Genomic DNA, 20062 nt, shown 5'->3' on the forward strand with positions numbered 1-20062 from the left:
AACGTGGCCGGGAGGTCCGGGTCGTGGGGTTCCCACGACGGCACGTAGCCCATCCGCAGCTCCTCGCGGCCGTCGGCGATGGCGGCGTAGTAGTCGGCCACGCGGGGCGCCAGCTTCTCCACGAGTGCGGAGCGGTAGCACGCCAGCTGGGCGCCGCACGTCACGAGCGTCTCGTTGACGCTCGCCACGAGCTCGGGCGGCGCGTCGTCCTTCAACAGGCGGTTTTTATAACGCACCACCTTCTCGTAGTCCTTCTTTATGACGTAGTGGTTCGCCGAGAGCTGCGAGCCCAACGCATCGAGGGCGGCGCGTTTCACCGCGGACGCCCCTTTCGCCAGCTCCAGGTCGTCGGGCGTGAACGTCACGGAGGGGACGAGCCCCTTGAGGTCGGCCGTGCGCTTCCCCTTCCCGTTCAGCAGGTAGCGTTTCTTCCCCTCGCTCACCTGGAGCGAAAGCGCGAGTTCCCGACTGCCGTCGGTCACGTCCGCATCGAGCCGCGCGAACCCGGCGCCTTGTCGCACCATCTGATCCAAAGAGGGGCGGCGGAACGACTGCAGCGCCGTGAGCAGCTGGACGCCTTCCACCACGTTCGTCTTCCCCACGGCGTTCGGGCCCACGAGCACGGTCAGCGGGCCCAGGCCCGCCAACTCGAAGGACTCGTAGTTCCTGAAGTTGCGAAACGCTATGCGTTCGATGCGCAGGTCCATGGGGCGAAGGGGCGCGGCGGCGCGCCTAGGCGATGCGCACCGGCATGACGAGGTACAGGAAGTTCTCCGGCTCGGCGGCCTTGAAGATGCCCGGCTTGAGCGACGACTGCACCTCCAGGAACACCTCGTCGGTGCCCACGGCGGCCAGGCCGTCCAGCAGGTAGGCGTAGTTGAAGGCTATCTCCACGTCCTCGCCCTCGCCGGCGCATGCGATGGTCTCCTGCGCCGAGCCCACGTCCTGGGCCACGGACGAGAGCTGCGTGGTCTGCGAGGCTATGTTGATGTCGAAGCGCACGGGCGACGAGGCCTGGCCGAGCAGCGACGCGCGCTTCACGCCGGCAACGAGGTGCTCGACCGGCATGCTCACGCGGGTGCTGTGGGAGTCGGGCAGCAGCTGGCGGTAGTTCGGGAAGTTGCCCTCGATGCGGCGGTTCACGAACACCGTATCCTGGTAGGTCACGACGATCTGGTTCTCGGCGAGCGCGAACGACACGGGCCCGTCGGTCTTCGGCAGGGCGGCGATGTCCTGCAGGAACGTGCCGGCGATGACGGCCTGGAACTCCTCGCCCGCGTACTCGGGCAGCTCCGCCTCGGTGATGGCCAGGCGGTACGAGTCAGTGGCCACCATCTTCAAGCGCCCGTCCTCGATGGTGATGAGCACGCCGGTGAGGATGGCGCGGCTCTCGTCCTTCGACACCACGCGCGCCACCCGGCGCACCATAGAGGCGAACTGGGCGAACGGGATGTCCACACGCTGGGTCACGTCCACGTGCGGGAAGGCGGGGAAATCGTCGGGGTTGAGCGCCTTGATGGAGAACGAGGCCGTGTCGCAGGTGATGACGGCGTTCTCCTCGTCGGCCTCCACGTGCACGGCGGCGTCGGGGAGGTTCTTCACGATGTCGGCGAACAGCTTGCCGGGCACGACCGCGCGGCCGGGCTGCTCCACGAGGGCGGCCACCGTATACTGGACGGACAGCTCGAGGTCCGTCGTCTGCAACGTGAGGGAGTCGTTGTCTGCCTCCAAGAGCACGCCGGAGAGGATGGGAAGCGTCGAGCGCGTGGCCACGCCCTTGAGCACCACGCTCAAGGCGTTCTGGAGTTCCGATTGGTTGATGCTGAATTTCAAGGCGTTCCCTTTCTCTCACCTATGCGCGTGCGCAGTTCCATCCAGTATGGCAAACATCATGTCCCGTTGCGCTGCCATTATAAATTCTCCCGCTTATTTTGCCGATCGGTTTCGGCCGCCTGCGGCGCACCCGCCGCGATTCTTCTCTTTAAAGGTCTTCCTTTAATTTATCTGAGTTTTTAATAATGATAATAATAAGGACGGTGGATTTGTGGATAACTCACATCGCCCCTCTTCAACATCCCTTTTTATTGCCATTTCTTACGTGGAGGGTACGTACCCTCCCTCAACATCTTTTATCGCTTTCATTATCTTTCCCAAGCGAACCGGTGGTTTTCATCAAGTTGCCAGTCATCTTTCAGTCATCTTTCCGCCGAACGATCGTTCGTGCTTTGCCCGCTCGCGGCTTCGGGGTTCCATGAAGACCTCCAAGCCCGAATGTTTCACATGAAACATTCACATTAATCCGGAGGGGACGTCCAGGCAGATTGCCTATGTTTCACGTGAAACATAGGCAATGATCAGGCAGGTGAATTCAGACGAACCGATTGTGTTGTGTGCGAACCGCGACTAACGTGCCAAGGTCAGCCGTGCCCACCATCACGATGTTTCACGTGAAACATTCAGCAGGGTCTCGCTTTCCCTCTGCTCCCCCTGCTTTCCCGCGGTTTATGGGAGCCTATATCTCGCGGATAAGCTGCTTCAGCGTTTCCAGTTCCTCGCGCAGCTCGCGGCTCTCTTTCATCTTCTCCTCCACGTTGGTCACCGAGTACATGACGGTGGAGTGGTCGCGGTTGAACTTCTTGCCGATGTCGTTGAACGGCAGGTCGAGCATCTGCCGCGACAGGTAGATGGCGATCTGCCGCGCGTAGATGATGTTGCGCGTGCGCTTCTTCCCCACCAGGTCGGCGTGGCTCACCTTGTAGAACGTCTCCACTTCCTTCTGGATGTCGGCGATGGTCAGCCGCTTCGACGGACCGCCCGAGAAGTGGTTCTCCAGCAGGCTGCGCACGTCGTCCAGGCTCAGGTCGGGCTGGTTGAAGAACGTCATCTGGTAGATCACCTTCGTCACGGCGCTCTTCAGCTCGCGGATGTTGGAACTGGAGCTCTCTGCGATATACATCTGTATGTCGTCGGGGATGGCGAAGCTGGCTTTTCCCTCGGTGGCCCGGTACTCGTCCACGAAGCTCTTCACGATACCGAGCTTCGTCTCTATCTCGGGCGGCTGGATATCGAACGTGCCGCCGGAGTTGAAGCGGCTCTTGTAGCGCTCGTCGATGTCGATGTTCTTCGGCGCGCGGTCGGCCGAGAGCACCACCTGGCGTCCTTGTCCGGTGAGCTTGTTGAATATCTGGAATACGATGTCGAGCGTCTGCTTCTTGCCCTGCAGGTACTGCACGTCGTCGATGAGCAGGACATCGGCTTCCTCGTAGCGCGTCTTGAAGTTCTTGTAGCTGGATTTCTCCTTGTCGTGCGCGGCGCTCGCCTCCATGTAGTCGGAGAGCAGCTCGGCCGAGTCCACGTAGATGGTGGAGAGGTTGGGCATGGTCTCGTGCACGTAGTTCTGGATGGCGCGGAGCAGGTGCGTCTTGCCGAGGCCCGACTTCCCGTAGATGAACAGGGGGTTCAGATGGGCCTTGCCCGGCATCTCGGCCACGGCCACGGCCATGGAGTACGCCATGCGGTTCGAATCGCCGATGACGAAGTTCTCGAACGTGAGCGTGGACGTGGGCCTGTCGGGCCCGTCCGTCTCGTCCTCGTCGTAGGGGTCGCCTTCCAGCTCCTCGCAGCCGCGTGCCTCGTAGGCGGCTGCAGCGTGGGCGGCGCGGGGCGCCTGCTCGGTTGCGGTCTGTTGGACGGCAGGTTGGACGACGGCGGGCTCACCCGCCGCCGCATGCCCGCCATCGCTTGCGGGCGTTCCCGTTGCCGCACCGGCCGACGTCGCCGGGGCGGCCGGTGCGCCTGCTGTCGAAGCACCAGTCGCCGGAGCCGGGGCGGCAGGGTTGGCTCTGGCCGCTTCCGCCGCGATGTCCACCTCGATGAGCACCGTGAACGCCGTGCGGTACAAATCCATGAGCGCCTGCTTGATGAAGTCGACGTAGTGCCGCTCGATCCAGGTCTTGATGAAATCGTTGTCGGCCGTGAGCATGAGGAAATCCTCGCTCATCGCCTGGGGCTGCAGCCGCGAGAAGAAGGCGTTGATCTGCGAAGGGTCTATGTTGTTGTAGCTTTTGACCTGGTCGCACACTGCGCGCCAGACTTGCTCGAGCTTTTCGCTTTCCATGGCATTCCCCTCGTGAGGAGGTTTCACTTACGGTAGTTCGGACGGTCGGCCCGCTCGGCCGCCGCCCGACGCGGCGGGCATCCGTCCCTTCGTGGCGATTATAGCGAATTCGCCACGTGGAAGCCCAGATCGGTCAGAATGCGCTTCTGTCCGGCGGTCTTCTCTATGAGGCCGGCCTCCTCCAGCTTGGAGAGCGTCACGTACGTGCTCGACTGGGGCACGCCGGTGAGCCGCGCCAAGTCGGTGACGCCCAGGGCGCCCTCGCTCAAGAAGATGGGCAGGAAGTCGCGCTCGCGTTGCGAGAGCGGCGGCAGGGGCGGCATCGCCGGCTGCGGTGCGCGTCCCCCCTTGCCGCCCATGGCAGGTCGACGCAGGTCATAAGGTGATTCCTGCGCGTAGGCAGCTGCCGGCTCCTCGTTGCTTTTCAGGCTGATGGTGACCACCGCGCCGGTACCCAGGTTGTCCTCGATCGAGATGGTGCCGTGCGAGAAGTCCAGGTATTCCTTCACGATGGGAAGACCCGACCCGACACCGCGGATATAGTGCTTCATCGGCTCGATAGCCGACGTGAAGCCGGGCAGCTGCGCCTTGTCCTTCATCATGATCCCCGGCCCTTGGTCGGCGAACCTGATGGTGTTCCCCTCGTCAAGGATGGAGACGATGATCTCGGCGAACCGCGCATGTATGAAGTTCTCCGACACCTCGCGGATAACGGTGTAGGGAATCGTGCCGCCCGCCATCTTCGCTTGCTCGTAGATTTTCGAAGCGAGGTGCTCGATGAAGTCCGCCGTGGGCGCTGGCTGGATCTCGGTGATGCGCGGCGCGCTGCGGAGGTCGTCGTACTGTGCTATGCGCGCAACGGTCTGCACATAGGTATAGTCGAACGGACCGGCGCTGCCATCAGCGGGTTCATTGCCTTGGTTTGAATGTTCAATCTGGTCGTTCAATGGTGTTCCGTTTTTCAGATTCGATATTCAGCATTTTTCAAAGATATTCAACGGCATTGTACCTTTTTTTCATGCGCGAATCTATTCACCTGCGGAATTCATGGATTGAATTTGCTTTCATTCATCTTCGGATGAAAATGAAAGCAATGACGAAGAGGGCTTTTCAGGGTTTTCAACATTTTATTCAGAAAAAGTGGAAAACCGCGAACGAGGTTGAATGAAGGATTCTGGAAAACGTTGAAAAGCGCCTGAATTGTTGAAATTTCCGTTGACTTGCGAGAGAAAAAGGTTTCCCCAGATGGGATTCATCTACTCTTGTGAATGGTGTCGATTCGGTGTAAGGAACATAGCGATACGGCAACTTCTGTAAATAATTCGTACGGTGACTCGGTAAGAAATACCTGATCAAGAGCTTGTTTAATAAGAGTGGAAACCAAAATGGCTGATAGGGCCTTTGTAAATTCCTTTTAAACGCACTCTTGACAAACGGCTGTCATTAGAGATTTCCACAATGGTCGCCGAATGAAACTGCAGTTTTCCCCATTTTCCACAATCTTACGGTTACTTCGCGCACTAATCTTGATCGGCATTGTTGGGAAAAAGCAAGGGCGGGCGTCCTATCATGGGTTTTCCCCTTTCAAGAGTTGTGAACATGGCATGGAGGTGAACAGGTGTTCTTTCCTTAAGTGGAAAACCCGGTTCGGGCGGGCCCCATGACTCCGTTGTTTCCGAAGGGCCCCTCCTTCGATTTATTGCCGCTGCTTTAGGGAAAAGCGCTTGACGGCACAGCAACATGATATATACTTTGGAAGTTGCTCTTGAAAGTATCGAAAGGGAAATGACCATGAAGCGCACGTATCAACCTAACACGCGCAAGCGCGCCAAGTGCCACGGCTTCCGTGCCCGCATGTCGACGAAGGGCGGCCGCGCCGTCCTGTCTGCTCGTCGCGCCAAGGGACGCAAGCGCCTCTGCGTGTAACCAGGGGTTCTGGGTTGGAGACCATAAAATCCAACACGGAGATATCGTCCCTGTTTACCCACGGCAAGCGTTTGCACACGCCTTACCTCACGTTCATCGTGGTACGCAACGAAAAGCAGCACGACCCATCCGGTCGTGCTGCTTTTATTGCTGGGAAGAAACTGGGGAACGCGGTGTGGAGGAACAGCGCCAAACGGCGCATGCGGGCGGTATGTCGCGAACTTGGCGGCCCTTGGAGGGGCTACGATGTGATTTTCCTCGCAAAGTCGAACATCGTGCGGGCGTCTTATAGTAAAGTGCTAGCAGCATGTGACGATACGTTGAAGCGAGCCGGGGTGCGATGAGGTTCACGCGATGGGGACGATCTCCGATTTCATAAAACACCTGCCCTGCAAGACTGCGGTGTTTATGATCACGTTCTACCGCGCGGCCATCTCTCCGCTTTTTCCCTCGTGCTGCCGTTTCACGCCAACTTGCTCTGAGTACGGGATCATCGCGTTTCGGCGCTACGGGTTCTGGAAGGGGCTGAAGCTGACGGTGAAGCGGATTCTGCGATGCCGTCCGGGAGGCCCTCACGGATACGACCCCGTCCCTTGATCGGGAGGATCGTGCGGCTTCTTTGGTATATAGGAAGGAAAAAGCTACATGTGGGACGCATTTAAAGATCTGATATTCCAGATCATCCAGTTCTTCTACGACTTCTGCGGGGACTGGGGCCTGGCGATCATCATCGTCACGGTCATCTTCCGCGTGCTTATCTCGCCGCTTATGCACAAGCAGACGAAGTCTTCTTTCCAGATGCAGAAGGTTCAGCCTCTGATGAAGGAAATCCAGACGAAGTACGCCGATGATCCGCAGCGGCAGCAGGAGGAGATGCAGAAGCTCTACGCCGAGGTGAAGTTCAACCCTCTGGCCGGCTGCCTGCCCATGCTTTTGCAAATGCCCATCTTCATGGCCTTGTTCCAGGTGCTTTCCGAGATGGGTGCCCGTACCGAGGGCTCCACGTACGAGTTCTATAACTTGGTTCCCAGCCTCGTCGAGCGGCCTTCCGAGGCGTTCGCCCAGGGTTTTGGAACATTTGTTCCCTATTTGATTCTTATGGTGGTGTTCGCCGGCGCCACGTTCCTCCCCATGGTGCTGCAGCAGATGAACAACAAGGACAGCGCACAGCGCAAGCAGATGGTGATCATGTCTGCGGTCATGAGCGTGTTCATGCTGTGGATCAGCTGGAGCTCTCCGGCCGGCGTTCTGCTGTTCTGGGGCGCCTCCTCGCTCATCGGCCTTGGCCAGCAGCAGATCTCCATGCGCATCATGAAGAAGCGCGATGCGGAGGCTGCCGAGACCATCGAGGTGAAGCCGATCGAGGTCGACGTCACGCGCAAGGTCAAGAAGCCTCGTCCGACGAAGAAGCGCTAGGCCTCGCGCCGATTGTTTCACGTGAAACAATGAGGTTTGGAGGATCGGTTTCCCCCGCCTCATTTGGGTTGCCTATCGAAGGAGTCTGCCATGGCTGATGAAATTATCGAAGAGAAGCAGGGCGCTGGGGAAACCGTGGGGGAACCGGTCGAGCTGACTGACGAGGAGCTCGACCGTATTGCCGACACGGCCATTGCGGCGCTGCAGGATATTCTCAAGTACTTCAACGTCGGTGAAGTGACGATCGACGAGTACGAGGGAGACGAAGGCGAGCTTATTCTCGATATCACGGGTGACGATCTTGCGGTGCTCATCGGCCGCCATGGCAAGACGCTCGATGCTTTGCAATTCCTGGTATCCGCCATCACGGTCCGCACGATAGGGTATCGCTACCCGGTCGTCGTCGATATCGAGGGCTACAAGGGGCGCCAGCGTCAGAAGCTAGAGTCCATCGCCCGCTCTTCCGCCAACCGCGCAGCCAGCCAGAACCGCAGCATAAAGCTTCGTCCGATGACGCCTTACGAGCGACGCATCGTTCATATCACGTTGCGGGACGATGATCGCGTGGAAACCGCTTCAGAGGGCGAGGGAAGCTCCCGGCACGTCGTGATCCTTCCTCGTTAATTGAAAGCCTCCCTTAAGGGAGGCTTTTTTATAGGTGATGTTTCACGTGAAACATTCTCCATGATGGTACACTTTGTGTGAAAACTCACCCAGCATCGAAGGACCGCCCATGCAGCACGAAGAACTCATCGATCTTTATTTGGAGAAGATCCTTGAAGCGAATGAAAAAACGAACCTCACGCGCATCTCATCGCTTGACGAAGCCCGTAAACTTCATATAGAAGACTCGCTTGCCGGACTCGAGGAGTTAAATAAGGCCCCTGAAGGTTTGTACGGCGATCTTGGGAGCGGCGGCGGCTTCCCCGGCGTTCCTTTAGCGCTTGAATCAGGGAGGAAGACCGTTCTTGTAGATTCCGTTCAGAAGAAGATGGCTATCGTCGGTTCAGTTCTTTCAGAGCTTGGGATAGCCGAGCAGGTATCGACCTATGGTGGCCGTATCGAAGATCTGGCGCATGAGCGCCCCTGTGCGTTCACGGCGTTGACAGCACGCGCCCTTTCTAAGCTGTCGGTTCTCATGGAATTGGCAAGCCCTTTGCTTGTGAACGGCGGCCTGTTGATCTGTTATAAGGCAAACGTACAAGAAGAAGAATGGGAGCATGCGCTTTCGTTGCAAGAAAAGCTCGGCATGCGCCTGTATTCCGATAGAACGCTCACGCTAAGCGATGGTGAAACATCTCGAAGGATCATAACCTTCGAGAAAACAGGCCGTCCTAAGCTGAAACTACCCCGTCATGTCGGTTTTGCACAAAAGAAGCCGCTTTAGCAAAGAATGTTTCACGTGAAACATTCGAAATGTTCGCGCGATTGCAAACGATGATGTTTCACGTGAAACATCATCGTTTGTTCCTGACTTCTGAAAGAGGGATGGACCAAAGATCGTTCCTCCGGCGCTCGACCTCTTGGTGGATGGTCTCGCACACGCCTTCAAAATTGTCCCAGATATAAGAATTTGGAAACCGTAGTTCTTTGATCCCCTCCATTTCCAGGTAAGTGGTTCGTATCTCGTCGTATTTTCGGTGGTGCTCCTCGTAATGCTGGGATCCATCGAGTTCTATGCTCAACCGGGCTTTTCTGCAATAGAAATCAACGATGTAGGGACCTACGAGGATTTGGTTGGAGAACCGGACTGGGTATTCACGAAGGAAGCGAAACCAGAGTATCTTTTCTGCTTCAGTCATATTTCTTCTCATATATCTCGCCCGTTCAGCTAGACGGGAGCGCGCGGCACGATTCATCGACACCTTCTTAGGTTGAATGACTTCATTATTTTGATCATAACGCCGCAACCTTGCCAAGGAACCGTATTTTGACCGTCTGCCAGTCGCCTGGACCTTGCATGAATGCAGCATGCCCGCCGTCTAGACCTTGCACTTATCAAACAGGGTTCTTGCATGGATCTTGCAAGAACCCTGTCAATCCGCCGCTTGAGTGTTTCACGTGAAACACAAACAAGGTATACTAGCTTCAATGCTCTTGAAAGGGGGCCTTTTGTGGGACTGTTCGATAGTCTGAAACGTGATAGAAAAGCAGCCGAGACTGTCAAATCAAATGAAGAACCCATCGTTATCGAGAATACGACGTACGAGGACGATATCGTCATAGAGGATATCGAGGTAGTCGAGCGTGAAGTTGTTCCCGAGGTGGAAAAGGATATACCCCTTAAACCTATCAAGTCTTTCAAGGACAAGGCGCCGGTAAAGCATGTGGTGGGCCAGACGAAGGTCATGGCGATCATCAACCAGAAAGGCGGCGTCGGGAAATCGACGACGGCAATCAACCTCTCTGCTGCGCTCGGTGAGATGGGCAAGCAGGTGCTTTTGGTCGATCTTGATCCGCAGGGTAATTCCTCGAGCGGGCTCGGCATTGAGAAGAGTCGCGTCGAGCATTGCGTCTACGATGTGCTGTTGAACGATGTACCGGTAGAGGATGTCATCATTCCCGATGTGTGCGAAGGATTGGACGTCATTCCTGCCACTATCAACCTGGCCGGTGCTGAAGTCGAGCTGGTTGCCGAGATGGCGCGCGAGAACCGCCTGCGCGACTCGGTTGGTTCTCTGCGTGGTAAATACGATTACGTATTCATCGATTGCCCTCCCTCGCTTGGCTTGCTGACGGTGAATGCCCTCGTGGCCGCCGACAAGCTGCTCATCCCCATCCAATGCGAGTTCTATGCGCTGGAAGGTGTGACAAAACTCCTCGATTCGATGAAACGTGTCAAAACGCGCCTTAATCCGTCGTTGGATATTTTCGGTGTGCTGTTGACGATGTACGACGGCAGAACCACGCTTTCAAAGCAGGTTGTCGAAGAGGTGCGCAATTATTTCGGCAAAATTGTTTTTGACACGCTTATTCCACGTACCGTCAAGCTTTCCGAGGCCCCGAGCTTCGGGCAACCAATAACACAGTACGATCCGTCCGGTAAAGGCGCCCAGTCGTACGTTGATCTTGCAAAGGAAGTGATAAACCGTGGCTAAATCGACGAAAAGCGGATTAGGACGCGGTCTGAATTCGTTGTTGGGCGGCTCTTACGAGGAAGCAGTTCCTCCGGAGCCGGCAAAACCGGCGCCTCGGGTTATCATCGAAGCGGAAGAGCTCAACGAGCCGGTGAAGCGCCCGCTTTCGGTTCCTTCTTCTGTCGAAGTGCCGGCTCCTCCGGTTGAACCACAGAATACAAGCGTCCCTGCTGACAACTTCATCAAGGACGAGGACCATGTGACTATAAAGAGCGTGGTGCAGCGCCGAACCGACGAGGTGCCGCTTGAATCGGTATCGCCGAATCCCGACCAGCCGCGAACGAACTTCAAGCAAGAGGAGATAGAGGAGCTTGCGACCTCTATCCAAAAAGACGGGCTTCTTCAACCTATTCTCGTAAGGCCGGTCGGTTCTAACAAGTACCAGATCATCGCTGGAGAGCGTCGATGGCAGGCATGTCGTTCGATCGGTATGAAAATCGTTCCTATCCGCATCAAAGAAGCGGATGACGACAAGGCGCTCGAGCTGGCTTTGGTGGAGAATATCCAACGTTCCGACTTGAATCCCATCGAGGAAGCATACGGCTACCGTCGAATGATGGAGCGCCGCAACCTGACGCAGTCGGAAGTCGCCCAGGCGATGTCGAAGGGACGTTCGACGGTCGCCAATGCGCTGCGCCTTCTGGAGCTTCCCGAAGAAGCCCAGCAACTGTTGTTCGAGGAGAAGATCACGGCAGGCCACGCACGCGCAATCTTGTCCATCCCTTCTAAGGAAGGGAGACTGAAGCTCACCCAGAAGCTGGTGGAGGAAAAGCTGTCGGTGAGGGAAACCGAAGCAATTGCTCGCTTGCTTGCCGGTAAGAAGAGCGCAGACTCTGCCCAAATGCGCCAGCCGACGCCGAAATCGTTCAAAACCGTGGCGAAGGCACTGAGGGATGTCCTACACACGAACGTCCGGGTAAAAACCGTGCAGGGCAAGAATAAGATTGAGATCGAGTTCAAGGATGAAGAAGAGCTTGAGAAGTTGTTCGAGGAATTGATTGCATCGACTTCGTAATGTTTCACGTGAAACACTTCAGATTCGAGAAAGAGCGCCCTTCATAGGCGCTCTTTTTATGAGGTGAGATTGGAGTGTTTCACGTGAAACACTCAGCGATGTTTCACAGCGTTCTTCAATTGGCCGCATGCGCCGGCGATATCGCTTCCACGCGAATGCCGTATGGTTGTCTCTATGCCGCTTCTGTTAAGGGTCAGGTACCAGTGGTTCATTGTCGGGGCCTTGCTGGGGGAAAATTCTGATTCTTCGATTTCGTTCAAGGGGATGAGATTGACGTGGCAGAGCAACCCTGTGCAAAACTCTATAAGAGCTTTCAGGTCTTCCTCGTTGTCGTTAACGCGGTTCATCATGGCATACTCAAGGGTGGCGCGCCTGTTCGTACGCTCGATGTATTTAAGAAGCACCGTTTTAAGCTTGCCAAGTCCATAGTTCGCAACACCCGGCATGATTTTGTCGCGCGTACGCTGAATTGCCGCATGGAGCGACACCGCAAGGGTGAACTGTTCGGGCTCGGTGCCAAGGCGGTCGATACCAGAGAGGATACCGCAGGTGGAAAGCGTGATGTGCCGTGCCCCGATATTCAAAAGCTTTTCGTCGTTAAGGATGTGCAGGGCGTTTAATGTTTGCTCGTAATTGAGGAAAGGCTCTCCTTGTCCCATAACCACAACATTGGAGACGCGCTCTCCCATCCGTGTCTGGGCAATCAGAATCTGATCGACTATTTCTCCAGCCGAGAGATTGCGGGTGAAGCCTTCTTTGCCCGTGGCGCAGAAAGTGCATCCCATGGCGCATCCAGCCTGCGTGGAGCAGCACACTGTGAGCCTGCCATCAGACGAGGGTATGGCGACCGTCTCGACACGCGCCCCATCGTGATAGGAGATCACGTATTTGGCTGTCCCGTCTTGAGAGGTTTGGGAATCGATGACAGCGGGAGTGAACAGGGGGTAGTCGGCGGACAGCTGCACGCGTAAGGTTTGAGGGAGGTTCGTCATCTCGTCATAGCTGCCCACGTGGTGCAGGTATAGCCATTCGTACAGCTGCTTTGCCCTGAAGGATGGTTGGCCGAGATCCTTCATGAGCTGCTTGAGGTTATTGAGTGAATATGTTTTGATGGGTTTTATCATGGCCGCATTATATCTCATCACGGTTGTTTGAAATGTTTCACGTGAAACATTGCTATACTCAGCAAGCTATTGGCTATTCAACGAAAGAAGGTTCGTTTCATGGTTGCATGCGTTGACCCCCAGCATTGCCATGTTGCGCTGCTCGTAGGCGGCATCAGCGGGGAGCGTGAAGTATCGCTCGCGTCGGGCGAAGGAGCCCATCAGGCTTTGACGGAGGCAGGTTTTCAGGTGACGACGCTTGATCCTGCTGATAAAGACGACCTGAAAACGCTTATCGACGGAGGATTCGATGTGGCATTCATCTGCTTGCACGGCAAGTATGGGGAAGATGGAACGCTGCAGGGAATGCTCGAGATGATCGGGCTTCCTTATATTGGCTCGGGTGTTTGGTCGAGCGCCCTTGCCATGGACAAGGTGAAGTCTAAGGTTTTCTACCAGGCAGCCGGAATTTCGACGCCTCCATCGATCACGCTGGGTGTCAACGACACTGTCGACGTTGAGGAGATCGTCGGCAGCCTTGGGGAACGTTGCGTGGTAAAGTCTGCTACGGAAGGAAGCGCTCTAGGCGTTTTTATCGTCGAGGGGCACGATGCTATCCAGGAAGCGATCGAAAAAGCCCGAGAGCTCGATAATGAGATATTGGTTGAACGCTATATAAAAGGTAAGGAGCTGACCGTGGCTGTTATCGGCAACGATAACCCGCGAGCCCTTCCGATTATCGAGATCGTTCCGGTAAACGACTTCTATGATTACGAAGCGAAATACAAGCCAGGTGCTTCGCAGCATCTTTGTCCGGCGCCTCTGTCGGAGGAGACGACGAGGCAGATTCAGAATATGGCGGTGCAAGCGCATAAAGCCCTCGAATGTGCAGGCGTTTCGCGATCGGACTTCATTTTGGATGACGAAGGGGACTGGTGGATACTCGAGACGAACACCATCCCGGGCATGACGGGCACCTCGCTGCTTCCTGATGCAGCACGGGCCGCCGGAATATCGTTTCCCGAACTATGCACGATGCTGATCGAATTCGCGCTGGAGAAGAAATAGGCAGCGCGGAGGTTGAGCTAGTAGAGAACTCGATGTTTCACGTGAAACATCGAGAAATAATAGGCATGAGTAAACAATAGCCGATTGTTTCACGTGAAACAATCGGCTATTTCAATAACAGGTTACCAAGAATGTTTCACGTGAAACATCTGAGGGGCGTTAGAAAACCCCGCAAGATTTCAGTCCGAACAGAGCAAGCGCAACCACGGCAAGTATGAACACCCAGCTGACCACATAGCAGCCTTTGTTCCCTTTGCGTCCTTGCTCGATGAGCTTCTCCGACATCTTGCGGCGGCCCTTCATGATCACCGTGCCCGGCTTCTTGGTTGGTAGGGGCACTGTTTTCGCGGGCGACCAAGTGCCGTTGCTCTCGAGTATCTGCTTGACACCCTGCTCACCAAGATCGACTTCGGGGCGGATTCCCTCCATCAGGCGCTTCGCAATGTTATCTGCAAACGTGTTGAAGGCCTGCTCGTGTTCCGGCGAGAAGCAGAGGACGGCAGCTTCGCCCCAATATTCGCCCGGCTCCGGGCTGTCGGTGAAAGCAACGAAAGAGAGCAGCGCCTTGATCTTCCAATCGCGAGCATGAAGCACGCGGAGCCGCCTCGTCGTGTCCGCATCGAAGAAAGCGACGCGGTTGCCGAAACGGTTTACCATCCAGGCTACCGCTGTTCCCTCTTCTGTGACGAATTCCACGTCGAAAAGGTCGCCGACAAGGTTGTCGGCTCCAAGCAGTACTGCAGCGTCTTTTTTGGACGGCGTATCGAAGCGTGCGTAAAATCCAGTGTAGGTGGTTTCCATGGTATCCCCTCGAGCGGTTCAGGTGCAGAATCAAGTGTACCATGAATGTTTCACGTGAAACATTTCTGAGGTTGGATGGGCTTTTACCCGGGCAAGGGCGTTTCAGTTTGTGCGAACAGTTGAGAGATGGTAGGCTGATCGTTATGGAAAAGCACAGCGAGCAGGCGCATGGTATCCTGCAAACCTTTATAAGCGATGGGACGCCTGCAGCTATCGAGGCGCGTTACGCTTCGCTGCCGGCAATCGCCGCTGAAAGCGATTTCGGGGATCTTGATCGCAATATCGTGGTCGTCGACACCGAGACGACAGGATTCTCGTTCAATCACGACGAGCTGACGCAGATCGCTGCCGCCCGCATGGAGCAGGGGAGGATCGTCGACTGGTTCATCACGTTCGTGAACCCGGGAAAGCCTATCCCGGAAGACGTCGCCTACTTGACCGATATCCACGACGAGGACGTGGCGGATGCGCCACTTCCATCCGAGGCCTTATCTGAACTGGCGGAATTCGTGGGGGACGCGAAAATCGTCGCGCACAATGCCGAGTTCGACCGCACGTTCACCACCCGGCATCCCAGTGGCTACCCGCTGCTGGAGAACACATGGATCGATTCGCTCGACCTTGCGCGCATCGCGCTCCCGCGTTTGAAGTCGCACCGTCTGCTCGATTTGGTGAAGGCGTTCGGCGCCCCGCTCTCGACGCATCGGGCCGATGCCGATGTCGAGGCCACCTGTTCCATCTTCCGCATCCTCTTGGCGGCTGTCGGAACGATGCCCGTGCCGCTCGTGCGCGAGATCGCGCGCATGGCGATGCCCGAGCAATGGCCAACCCAGGTCGTGTTCGATTATTTCGCTGGCAAAAGCGGCGATGATAGTATCATATGCGCAGGTCAAACGAACGAATTGGAAAAACCAGCATCCGAGGCAGCACGCCAGCGCTTCTCGCTGCGCGCCCTGCGCCGTGAACGTGTGGCGAAGTTCGACCGCAAGCCGAAGACGGATGCCGATGCCATAGCGGCCGACCCCCTCCGCGATCTGGCATTCCCCTCTGACGAGGAGATCACTGCCGCTTTCGCCGCCGAAGGGCTGGTGGGAGGACTCTATCGCGACTTCGAGCCGCGCGCCGAGCAGCTGGCAATGGCCGAGGCCGTGCGTGCCGCTTTCGCCGCTTCCGAAAACCTCATGGTGGAGGCCGGTACGGGTGTGGGAAAGTCTATGGCGTACCTGGTTCCGGCAGCGCTGACGGCCCGCAAGAACAATATCGCCGTGGGTATTGCGACGAAGACCAACGCCCTGCTCGACCAGCTTGTCTACCATGAGCTGCCGGCGCTGGGCACCGCGCTTGCCGAGGCGGGGATCACCGGTGGAAATGCTCCGTGCGATAATGCTGATGCCCCTGGTGAGGGCGCTGAAGGGCTCACCTATGCCGCGCTCAAGGGATTCTCCCATTATCCGTGCCTGCGGAAGATCGACCGCTTGGCCGTCGAAGGACCGGGCATGTGCCTTGTTGCCGGCAAGGAGCAGTCGCAGGCACCTGCGCTCGCCGCGCTGCTCTCGTACATCGAGCAGACCGAGTACGACGACATGGACGGCTTGAAGATCGACTACCGCACGCTCCCACGTTTCGCCATCACCACGACCAGCCACGATTGCCTGCGCCGTAAGTGTCCCTATTTCGGCACGTCGTGTTTCGTGCACGGCGCCCGCCGCCGCGCCGAGAGCGCGGATATCGTGGTAACGAACCACAGCCTGCTGTTCTGCGACCTGGCTGCCGACGGGGGGTTGCTGCCGCCGATACGCTACTGGGTGGTTGACGAGGCTCATGGAGCCGAAGTCGAAGCCCGCCGCGCCTTCTCGCTGGCCCTGTCTGCCGAGGATATCCTGCGCCTGACCACCCGCGTATCTGCCGAGGAGACATCGCGCAACGTGTTTCTGCGCGCCGAGCGCCGCGTGGTTGCGCCGGAAAACGGCGAGGGCGCCGTGCTGTTCTATGCCCTCACCGGCAAAGCGCGCGCAGCAGGCAAGGCCTACGGCGAAGCCGCCCGCGAGTTCACCGCCCACTTGAAGGACCTGCTGTTCTTCGATGCGAACAAGCGCGGAAAGGCCTATGATTACGTGGAGCTGTGGCTCAACGACGGCATCAGGCGCAGTGAGACGTTCGAGCGGGTGGCATCGCTTGGCCGCATGATGGCCGCGGCGGCGGAGAAGCTTGTCACTCCGTGCCAGGAACTGGTGGGCTACCTGGAGGACGTTGACGGTGCCGCTGACGTGCAGCGCGAGATAGCCTCTCTTGCCATGGAGCTGAAAGACCAGATCAGGGCTGTAGAACTGATTCTCGTGCAAGCGCCCGACGGCTATGCCTACGCGGCATCGCTCTGCCGCAAGAGCGACAAGGCCACCGACAAGCTGGAGGCCCTGCTGCTCAACGTGGGCGATGCGATGAACGAGACGCTGTACGCGCGCACTCATTCCGTGGTGTACGCCAGCGCCACGTTGGCGGTGGACGAGAAGTTCGACGCCTTCGAAGCGGCCCTTGGCTTGAACGCCGGCGAGCTGTCACGCTGCCGCGCGTGCAAGCTGGACTCGAGCTACGACTTCGACGCGCATATGACGGTGTATGTAGCCTCGGACATGCCCGAGCCGAACGACCCTGCCTACTTGGAGCGTTTGCAGGGGCTGCTCGTGGATGTGCACCGCGCGCAGCAAGGTTCGATGCTTACCCTGTTCACGAACCGCCGCGAGATGGAACGCTGCTTCGACGTGGTGCAGCCGGCGATCAAGACCGATGACCTGCGCCTCGTGTGCCAGAAGTGGGGCGTGTCGGTCAAGGGCCTGCGCGATGACTTCCTTGCAGACGAGCATCTGTCGTTGTTCGCGCTCAAGAGCTTCTGGGAAGGCTTCGACGCACCGGGCGCCACGCTCAAGGGCGTGGTCATACCGAAGCTGCCGTTCTCGAAGCCCACGGACCCGCTCTCGTGCGAGCGTGCCGCTCGCGACGACCAGGCATGGAGGCGCTACGTGCTGCCACAGGCCGTGCTGGAGACGAAGCAGGCGGCCGGCCGCCTCATCCGCAAGGCGGACGACCGCGGCGTGCTCATCTTGGCGGACAAGCGCCTGGTGACGAAGGGGTACGGCAAGGCGTTCCTGAACTCGCTGCCCAGCCGCACCATCAAGGTATGCACGTGCGCCGAGATCGTGGCGGAGCTTTCAGCGGCCGCAAACGACGGGTCGCACGCCTGACGGGCGGCGGTTCCCGCGGAGCCGATGCATGGGTAAGCGAAACGACAAGCTGGGGCGGGCCGCCCACATCAAGCGGCATACGGTGGGCACGTCGAACGAAATCTCGTTCAGTGTGCTCGACGCTGCCAAAAACGAGCTGGAGGGCGATGTCGGCAAGGACGCCGCCTCGCGCCCGTCCCGGTTCGGGCATATATCCCTGTTCACCTTGCCGCTTCGTCGGAAGAAGAACATCGCCACCCCCACGAAGGAACGCGGCCTGCTGCTCTCGAGCGGGGAGTTCGCCTCGGCGGAGAACCCCTCTCCTGCCTCTTCTTTGGGAACGGTGGATGTCGGCTCTCCGAAGTCGGGCGCTGCGGGGCCGGGCGCGCCGCCTCCGGGCGCGCCGCGTAAAACGGCTGCTGCCGGCGCGGCGACGCCGGTCTCGGGAACCGTTTCCCCCGCCAAGTCCGTCCCCTCGAAGCCGGCTCGTTCTCCCGAGGAGGAGATCGCCCTTCGCAAAGCCCGCCGCCGTCTTCATCGCATGCTGGCGGCGAGCCTCGTCGTCGTGGTGGGCCTCTGCCTTGCCGGTGCGGGAGGATGGTACCTTTACCAGGACCATCAACGGCATATGAGCCAGGTGGCCCAACTCGACGAGGCACTCGACCTTATCAGGGAGGCCGACGAGACGGTGGTGGCCCTGGACGGGATCGTGGCGAATCCGCTCGATGCCGGTTCCCTGGCCAAAGCCGACGACGTGCTCGCAAAGCTTCCCGGTGCGCTCGCGCAGCTTGAGGAGGCCGATGCCGCCGCCCGCCGCGTGTCGGTCGACCTGCGGGAATCCGAGGACAAGGAGGCGGCGAACCAGACCGTTGCCGCCACGAGCGCGCGAACCGCGCTGATCGAGAGCGGCCGGCAGATCGTCGGGCAGGCGCAGCGCGCGGACGAGGCCGCCCGAGCCGTGAGGGAGGCGTGGCAGGGGGTTGTCGATGCGGACGCGCTCGCCCGCGATGCCGCCGCCTTGGTGGCCAACACCACGGCCGAGCACGTGACGGCCTCCAAAGACAAGACCAACGCGGCCGCCGCCGCCTTCACCGACGCCCAGGCGGCACTCGAAGAGCTTGCCGCCACGTACGATGACGTCGATCTGGCGGGCCTGCTCGGCTACGTGGCAAAGCGCATCGAGGCTATGGGCTACGCGCTGGCGTCCGACGATGCGTTCCTGGCGAAGAACAAGGAAGAGGCCGTTTCCCAGAACGACGCTTACAACCGTGCGGACGCCGACGCCGCGGCGTTGGCCGCCGCCCTTCCCGACGATGTGGCGCAGCTGGTTTTCGAAGCGTACGAGCAGGCAACCGACCCGTTTTTCGAGACCTATTCAACGGCTCGTTCACAAGCTGGAGCTGCGGATGCGTTTCTTCGTGATTATTTGGGAACCACTAGCAAATAGCGTATACTAGCAGCATATATGCCTAGCAGGATGTCACTAGATCGTGAGCGAAAGGCAAAGGGTATGCCGGAAATTCTAGACCACGTTGCATATTTGTCGCAGCAAATAGGCCCGCGTCCTGCCGGAACGGAAGAAGAACAGCAGGCTGCGCTGTATATCACCGAGCAGATGCAGAAGGAAGCCGGCTTGTCGGCCGTCATCGAGGATTTCAGCGGTGCGGGAAGCGCCGACGCGCCCCGCGCGATCTGCTGCGGCGCCACCCTGGTCGTGGCCGTGTTGGCGCTGTTCCTGTCCGTCATGGCCATCCCGGCCCTCATCGTGTCCTTGATCGCCCTGTTGCTGCTGGTTGCCGAGGTGCTCGACCGCCCGGTGCTGTCCAAGGCCTTCGCGCGCGGGGTCAGCCAGAACGTCGTGGCGAAGTACGAGCCCGGCTACACGGCCGAGGCGGGCGGCTCGCGCCGACGCAAGATCATTCTCGTGGCCCGTTACGACAGCGGCAAGGTGCGCTCCGAGCTGAAGCAGCCGTTCCTGTCGGCGCTGCCGGTGCTTCGCTGGGTGAACCTCGGCGCGATGGTGGCCGTCCCGCTGCTGCTCGTCCTGCGGGCGACGTTGTTCCTCCATGCCACCGGCACCACCGAGATCGTGCTCAACGTGCTCATGGCCATCGTGCTGGTTTTCGTGGCGCTGCCGGTTCTGGAGGCGGCCGCGCACAAGTTCGCCGCCTACAACGAGGCCGCGAACTGCAACGCCTCGGGCGTCTCCGTGCTGCTCGACGTGGCGCGCCGGGTGGGCCGCGGAAGGGTGAGCGAGGCCG

General features: G+C 58.5%; 17 protein-coding genes and 2 pseudogenes. 12 read left to right on the forward strand and 7 right to left on the reverse strand.

Annotation, left to right across the window (positions count from 1 at the left end; translation table 11 throughout):
• From GPA_RS18955 to GPA_RS05955, 4 genes and pseudogenes are all read right to left on the reverse strand, one after another.
• A pseudogene (locus GPA_RS18955) lies at positions 1 to 707 on the reverse strand (AAA family ATPase); the annotation flags it as partial.
• A 25-nt stretch (positions 708 to 732) separates the two neighbouring features.
• Complete coding sequence (gene dnaN / locus GPA_RS05945) at positions 733 to 1833, reverse strand: DNA polymerase III subunit beta (protein WP_041239171.1); 1101 nt, start codon at positions 1831 to 1833, stop codon at positions 733 to 735.
• A 679-nt stretch (positions 1834 to 2512) separates the two neighbouring features.
• Positions 2513 to 4117, reverse strand: coding sequence for a chromosomal replication initiator protein DnaA (dnaA, locus tag GPA_RS05950; protein ID WP_015539274.1), 1605 nt, complete (start codon positions 4115 to 4117; stop codon positions 2513 to 2515).
• Positions 4118 to 4215: 98 nt separating this feature from the next.
• Entirely contained in the window at positions 4216 to 5064 is an 849-nt protein-coding gene (locus tag GPA_RS05955; RefSeq protein WP_041239172.1) for an ATP-binding protein, read from the reverse strand.
• A gap of 844 nt (positions 5065 to 5908) precedes the next feature.
• Between GPA_RS05955 and rpmH the strand changes: the two genes are divergently transcribed.
• From rpmH to rsmG, 6 genes are all read left to right on the forward strand, one after another.
• Positions 5909 to 6043 (forward strand): 50S ribosomal protein L34, encoded by a 135-nt coding sequence (rpmH, locus tag GPA_RS05960; protein WP_041239173.1) that lies wholly within the window; start codon positions 5909 to 5911, stop codon positions 6041 to 6043.
• Between the two features lie 14 nt (positions 6044 to 6057).
• Positions 6058 to 6387, forward strand: a complete 330-nt coding sequence (gene rnpA / locus GPA_RS17345; protein ID WP_083808949.1) for a ribonuclease P protein component — start codon at positions 6058 to 6060, stop codon at positions 6385 to 6387.
• Between the two features lie 10 nt (positions 6388 to 6397).
• Entirely contained in the window at positions 6398 to 6640 is a 243-nt protein-coding gene (gene yidD, locus GPA_RS17350) for a membrane protein insertion efficiency factor YidD (RefSeq protein WP_015539276.1), read from the forward strand.
• Positions 6641 to 6688: 48 nt separating this feature from the next.
• A complete protein-coding gene (locus tag GPA_RS05965; RefSeq protein WP_015539277.1) occupies positions 6689 to 7459 on the forward strand; it encodes a YidC/Oxa1 family membrane protein insertase in 771 nt (256 codons plus the stop codon).
• Positions 7460 to 7549: 90 nt separating this feature from the next.
• Positions 7550 to 8083 (forward strand): Jag family protein, encoded by a 534-nt coding sequence (locus GPA_RS05970; RefSeq protein WP_015539278.1) that lies wholly within the window; start codon positions 7550 to 7552, stop codon positions 8081 to 8083.
• 109 nt (positions 8084 to 8192) lie between these two features.
• Positions 8193 to 8846, forward strand: coding sequence for a 16S rRNA (guanine(527)-N(7))-methyltransferase RsmG (gene rsmG / locus GPA_RS05975; RefSeq protein ID WP_015539279.1), 654 nt, complete (start codon positions 8193 to 8195; stop codon positions 8844 to 8846).
• Between the two features lie 70 nt (positions 8847 to 8916).
• On the opposite strand, the gene GPA_RS05980 is transcribed toward rsmG, so the two are convergent.
• Positions 8917 to 9318, reverse strand: a complete 402-nt coding sequence (locus GPA_RS05980; protein ID WP_041239174.1) for an endonuclease domain-containing protein — start codon at positions 9316 to 9318, stop codon at positions 8917 to 8919.
• A gap of 255 nt (positions 9319 to 9573) precedes the next feature.
• Between GPA_RS05980 and GPA_RS05985 the strand changes: the two genes are divergently transcribed.
• Positions 9574 to 10557, forward strand: a complete 984-nt coding sequence (locus tag GPA_RS05985) for a ParA family protein (RefSeq protein ID WP_390213224.1) — start codon at positions 9574 to 9576, stop codon at positions 10555 to 10557.
• Entirely contained in the window at positions 10550 to 11611 is a 1062-nt protein-coding gene (locus GPA_RS05990) for a ParB/RepB/Spo0J family partition protein (protein WP_041239175.1), read from the forward strand. Before GPA_RS05985 ends, GPA_RS05990 begins: the two co-directional genes overlap by 8 nt.
• A 92-nt stretch (positions 11612 to 11703) precedes the next feature.
• On the opposite strand, the gene rlmN is transcribed toward GPA_RS05990, so the two are convergent.
• Positions 11704 to 12735: a dual-specificity RNA methyltransferase RlmN gene (rlmN, locus tag GPA_RS05995; RefSeq protein WP_114569478.1), complete on the reverse strand. Its 1032-nt coding sequence runs from the start codon at positions 12733 to 12735 to the stop codon at positions 11704 to 11706.
• 99 nt (positions 12736 to 12834) lie between these two features.
• Between rlmN and GPA_RS06000 the strand changes: the two genes are divergently transcribed.
• The gene (locus GPA_RS06000) at positions 12835 to 13782 is read left to right on the forward strand and encodes a D-alanine--D-alanine ligase family protein (RefSeq protein ID WP_015539284.1); all 948 of its coding nucleotides are present in this window, start codon (positions 12835 to 12837) and stop codon (positions 13780 to 13782) included.
• A gap of 159 nt (positions 13783 to 13941) precedes the next feature.
• Here the strand turns inward: GPA_RS06000 and GPA_RS06005 are convergent, their stop codons facing one another.
• The gene (locus GPA_RS06005; protein WP_015539285.1) at positions 13942 to 14583 is read right to left on the reverse strand and encodes a YfjI family protein; all 642 of its coding nucleotides are present in this window, start codon (positions 14581 to 14583) and stop codon (positions 13942 to 13944) included.
• Positions 14584 to 14726: 143 nt separating this feature from the next.
• Here GPA_RS06005 and GPA_RS06010 point away from each other — a divergent pair, with 143 nt between their 5' ends.
• From GPA_RS06010 to GPA_RS06020, 3 genes and pseudogenes are all read left to right on the forward strand, one after another.
• Complete coding sequence (locus GPA_RS06010) at positions 14727 to 17822, forward strand: helicase C-terminal domain-containing protein (RefSeq protein WP_015539286.1); 3096 nt, start codon at positions 14727 to 14729, stop codon at positions 17820 to 17822.
• A gap of 28 nt (positions 17823 to 17850) precedes the next feature.
• Positions 17851 to 19248, forward strand: coding sequence for a hypothetical protein (locus GPA_RS06015; protein ID WP_015539287.1), 1398 nt, complete (start codon positions 17851 to 17853; stop codon positions 19246 to 19248).
• A gap of 63 nt (positions 19249 to 19311) precedes the next feature.
• Positions 19312 to 20062: pseudogene (locus GPA_RS06020) on the forward strand (aminopeptidase); the annotation flags it as partial.

It is taken from the genome of Gordonibacter pamelaeae 7-10-1-b (genome assembly GCF_000210055.1).
Classification (GTDB): domain Bacteria; phylum Actinomycetota; class Coriobacteriia; order Coriobacteriales; family Eggerthellaceae; genus Gordonibacter; species Gordonibacter pamelaeae.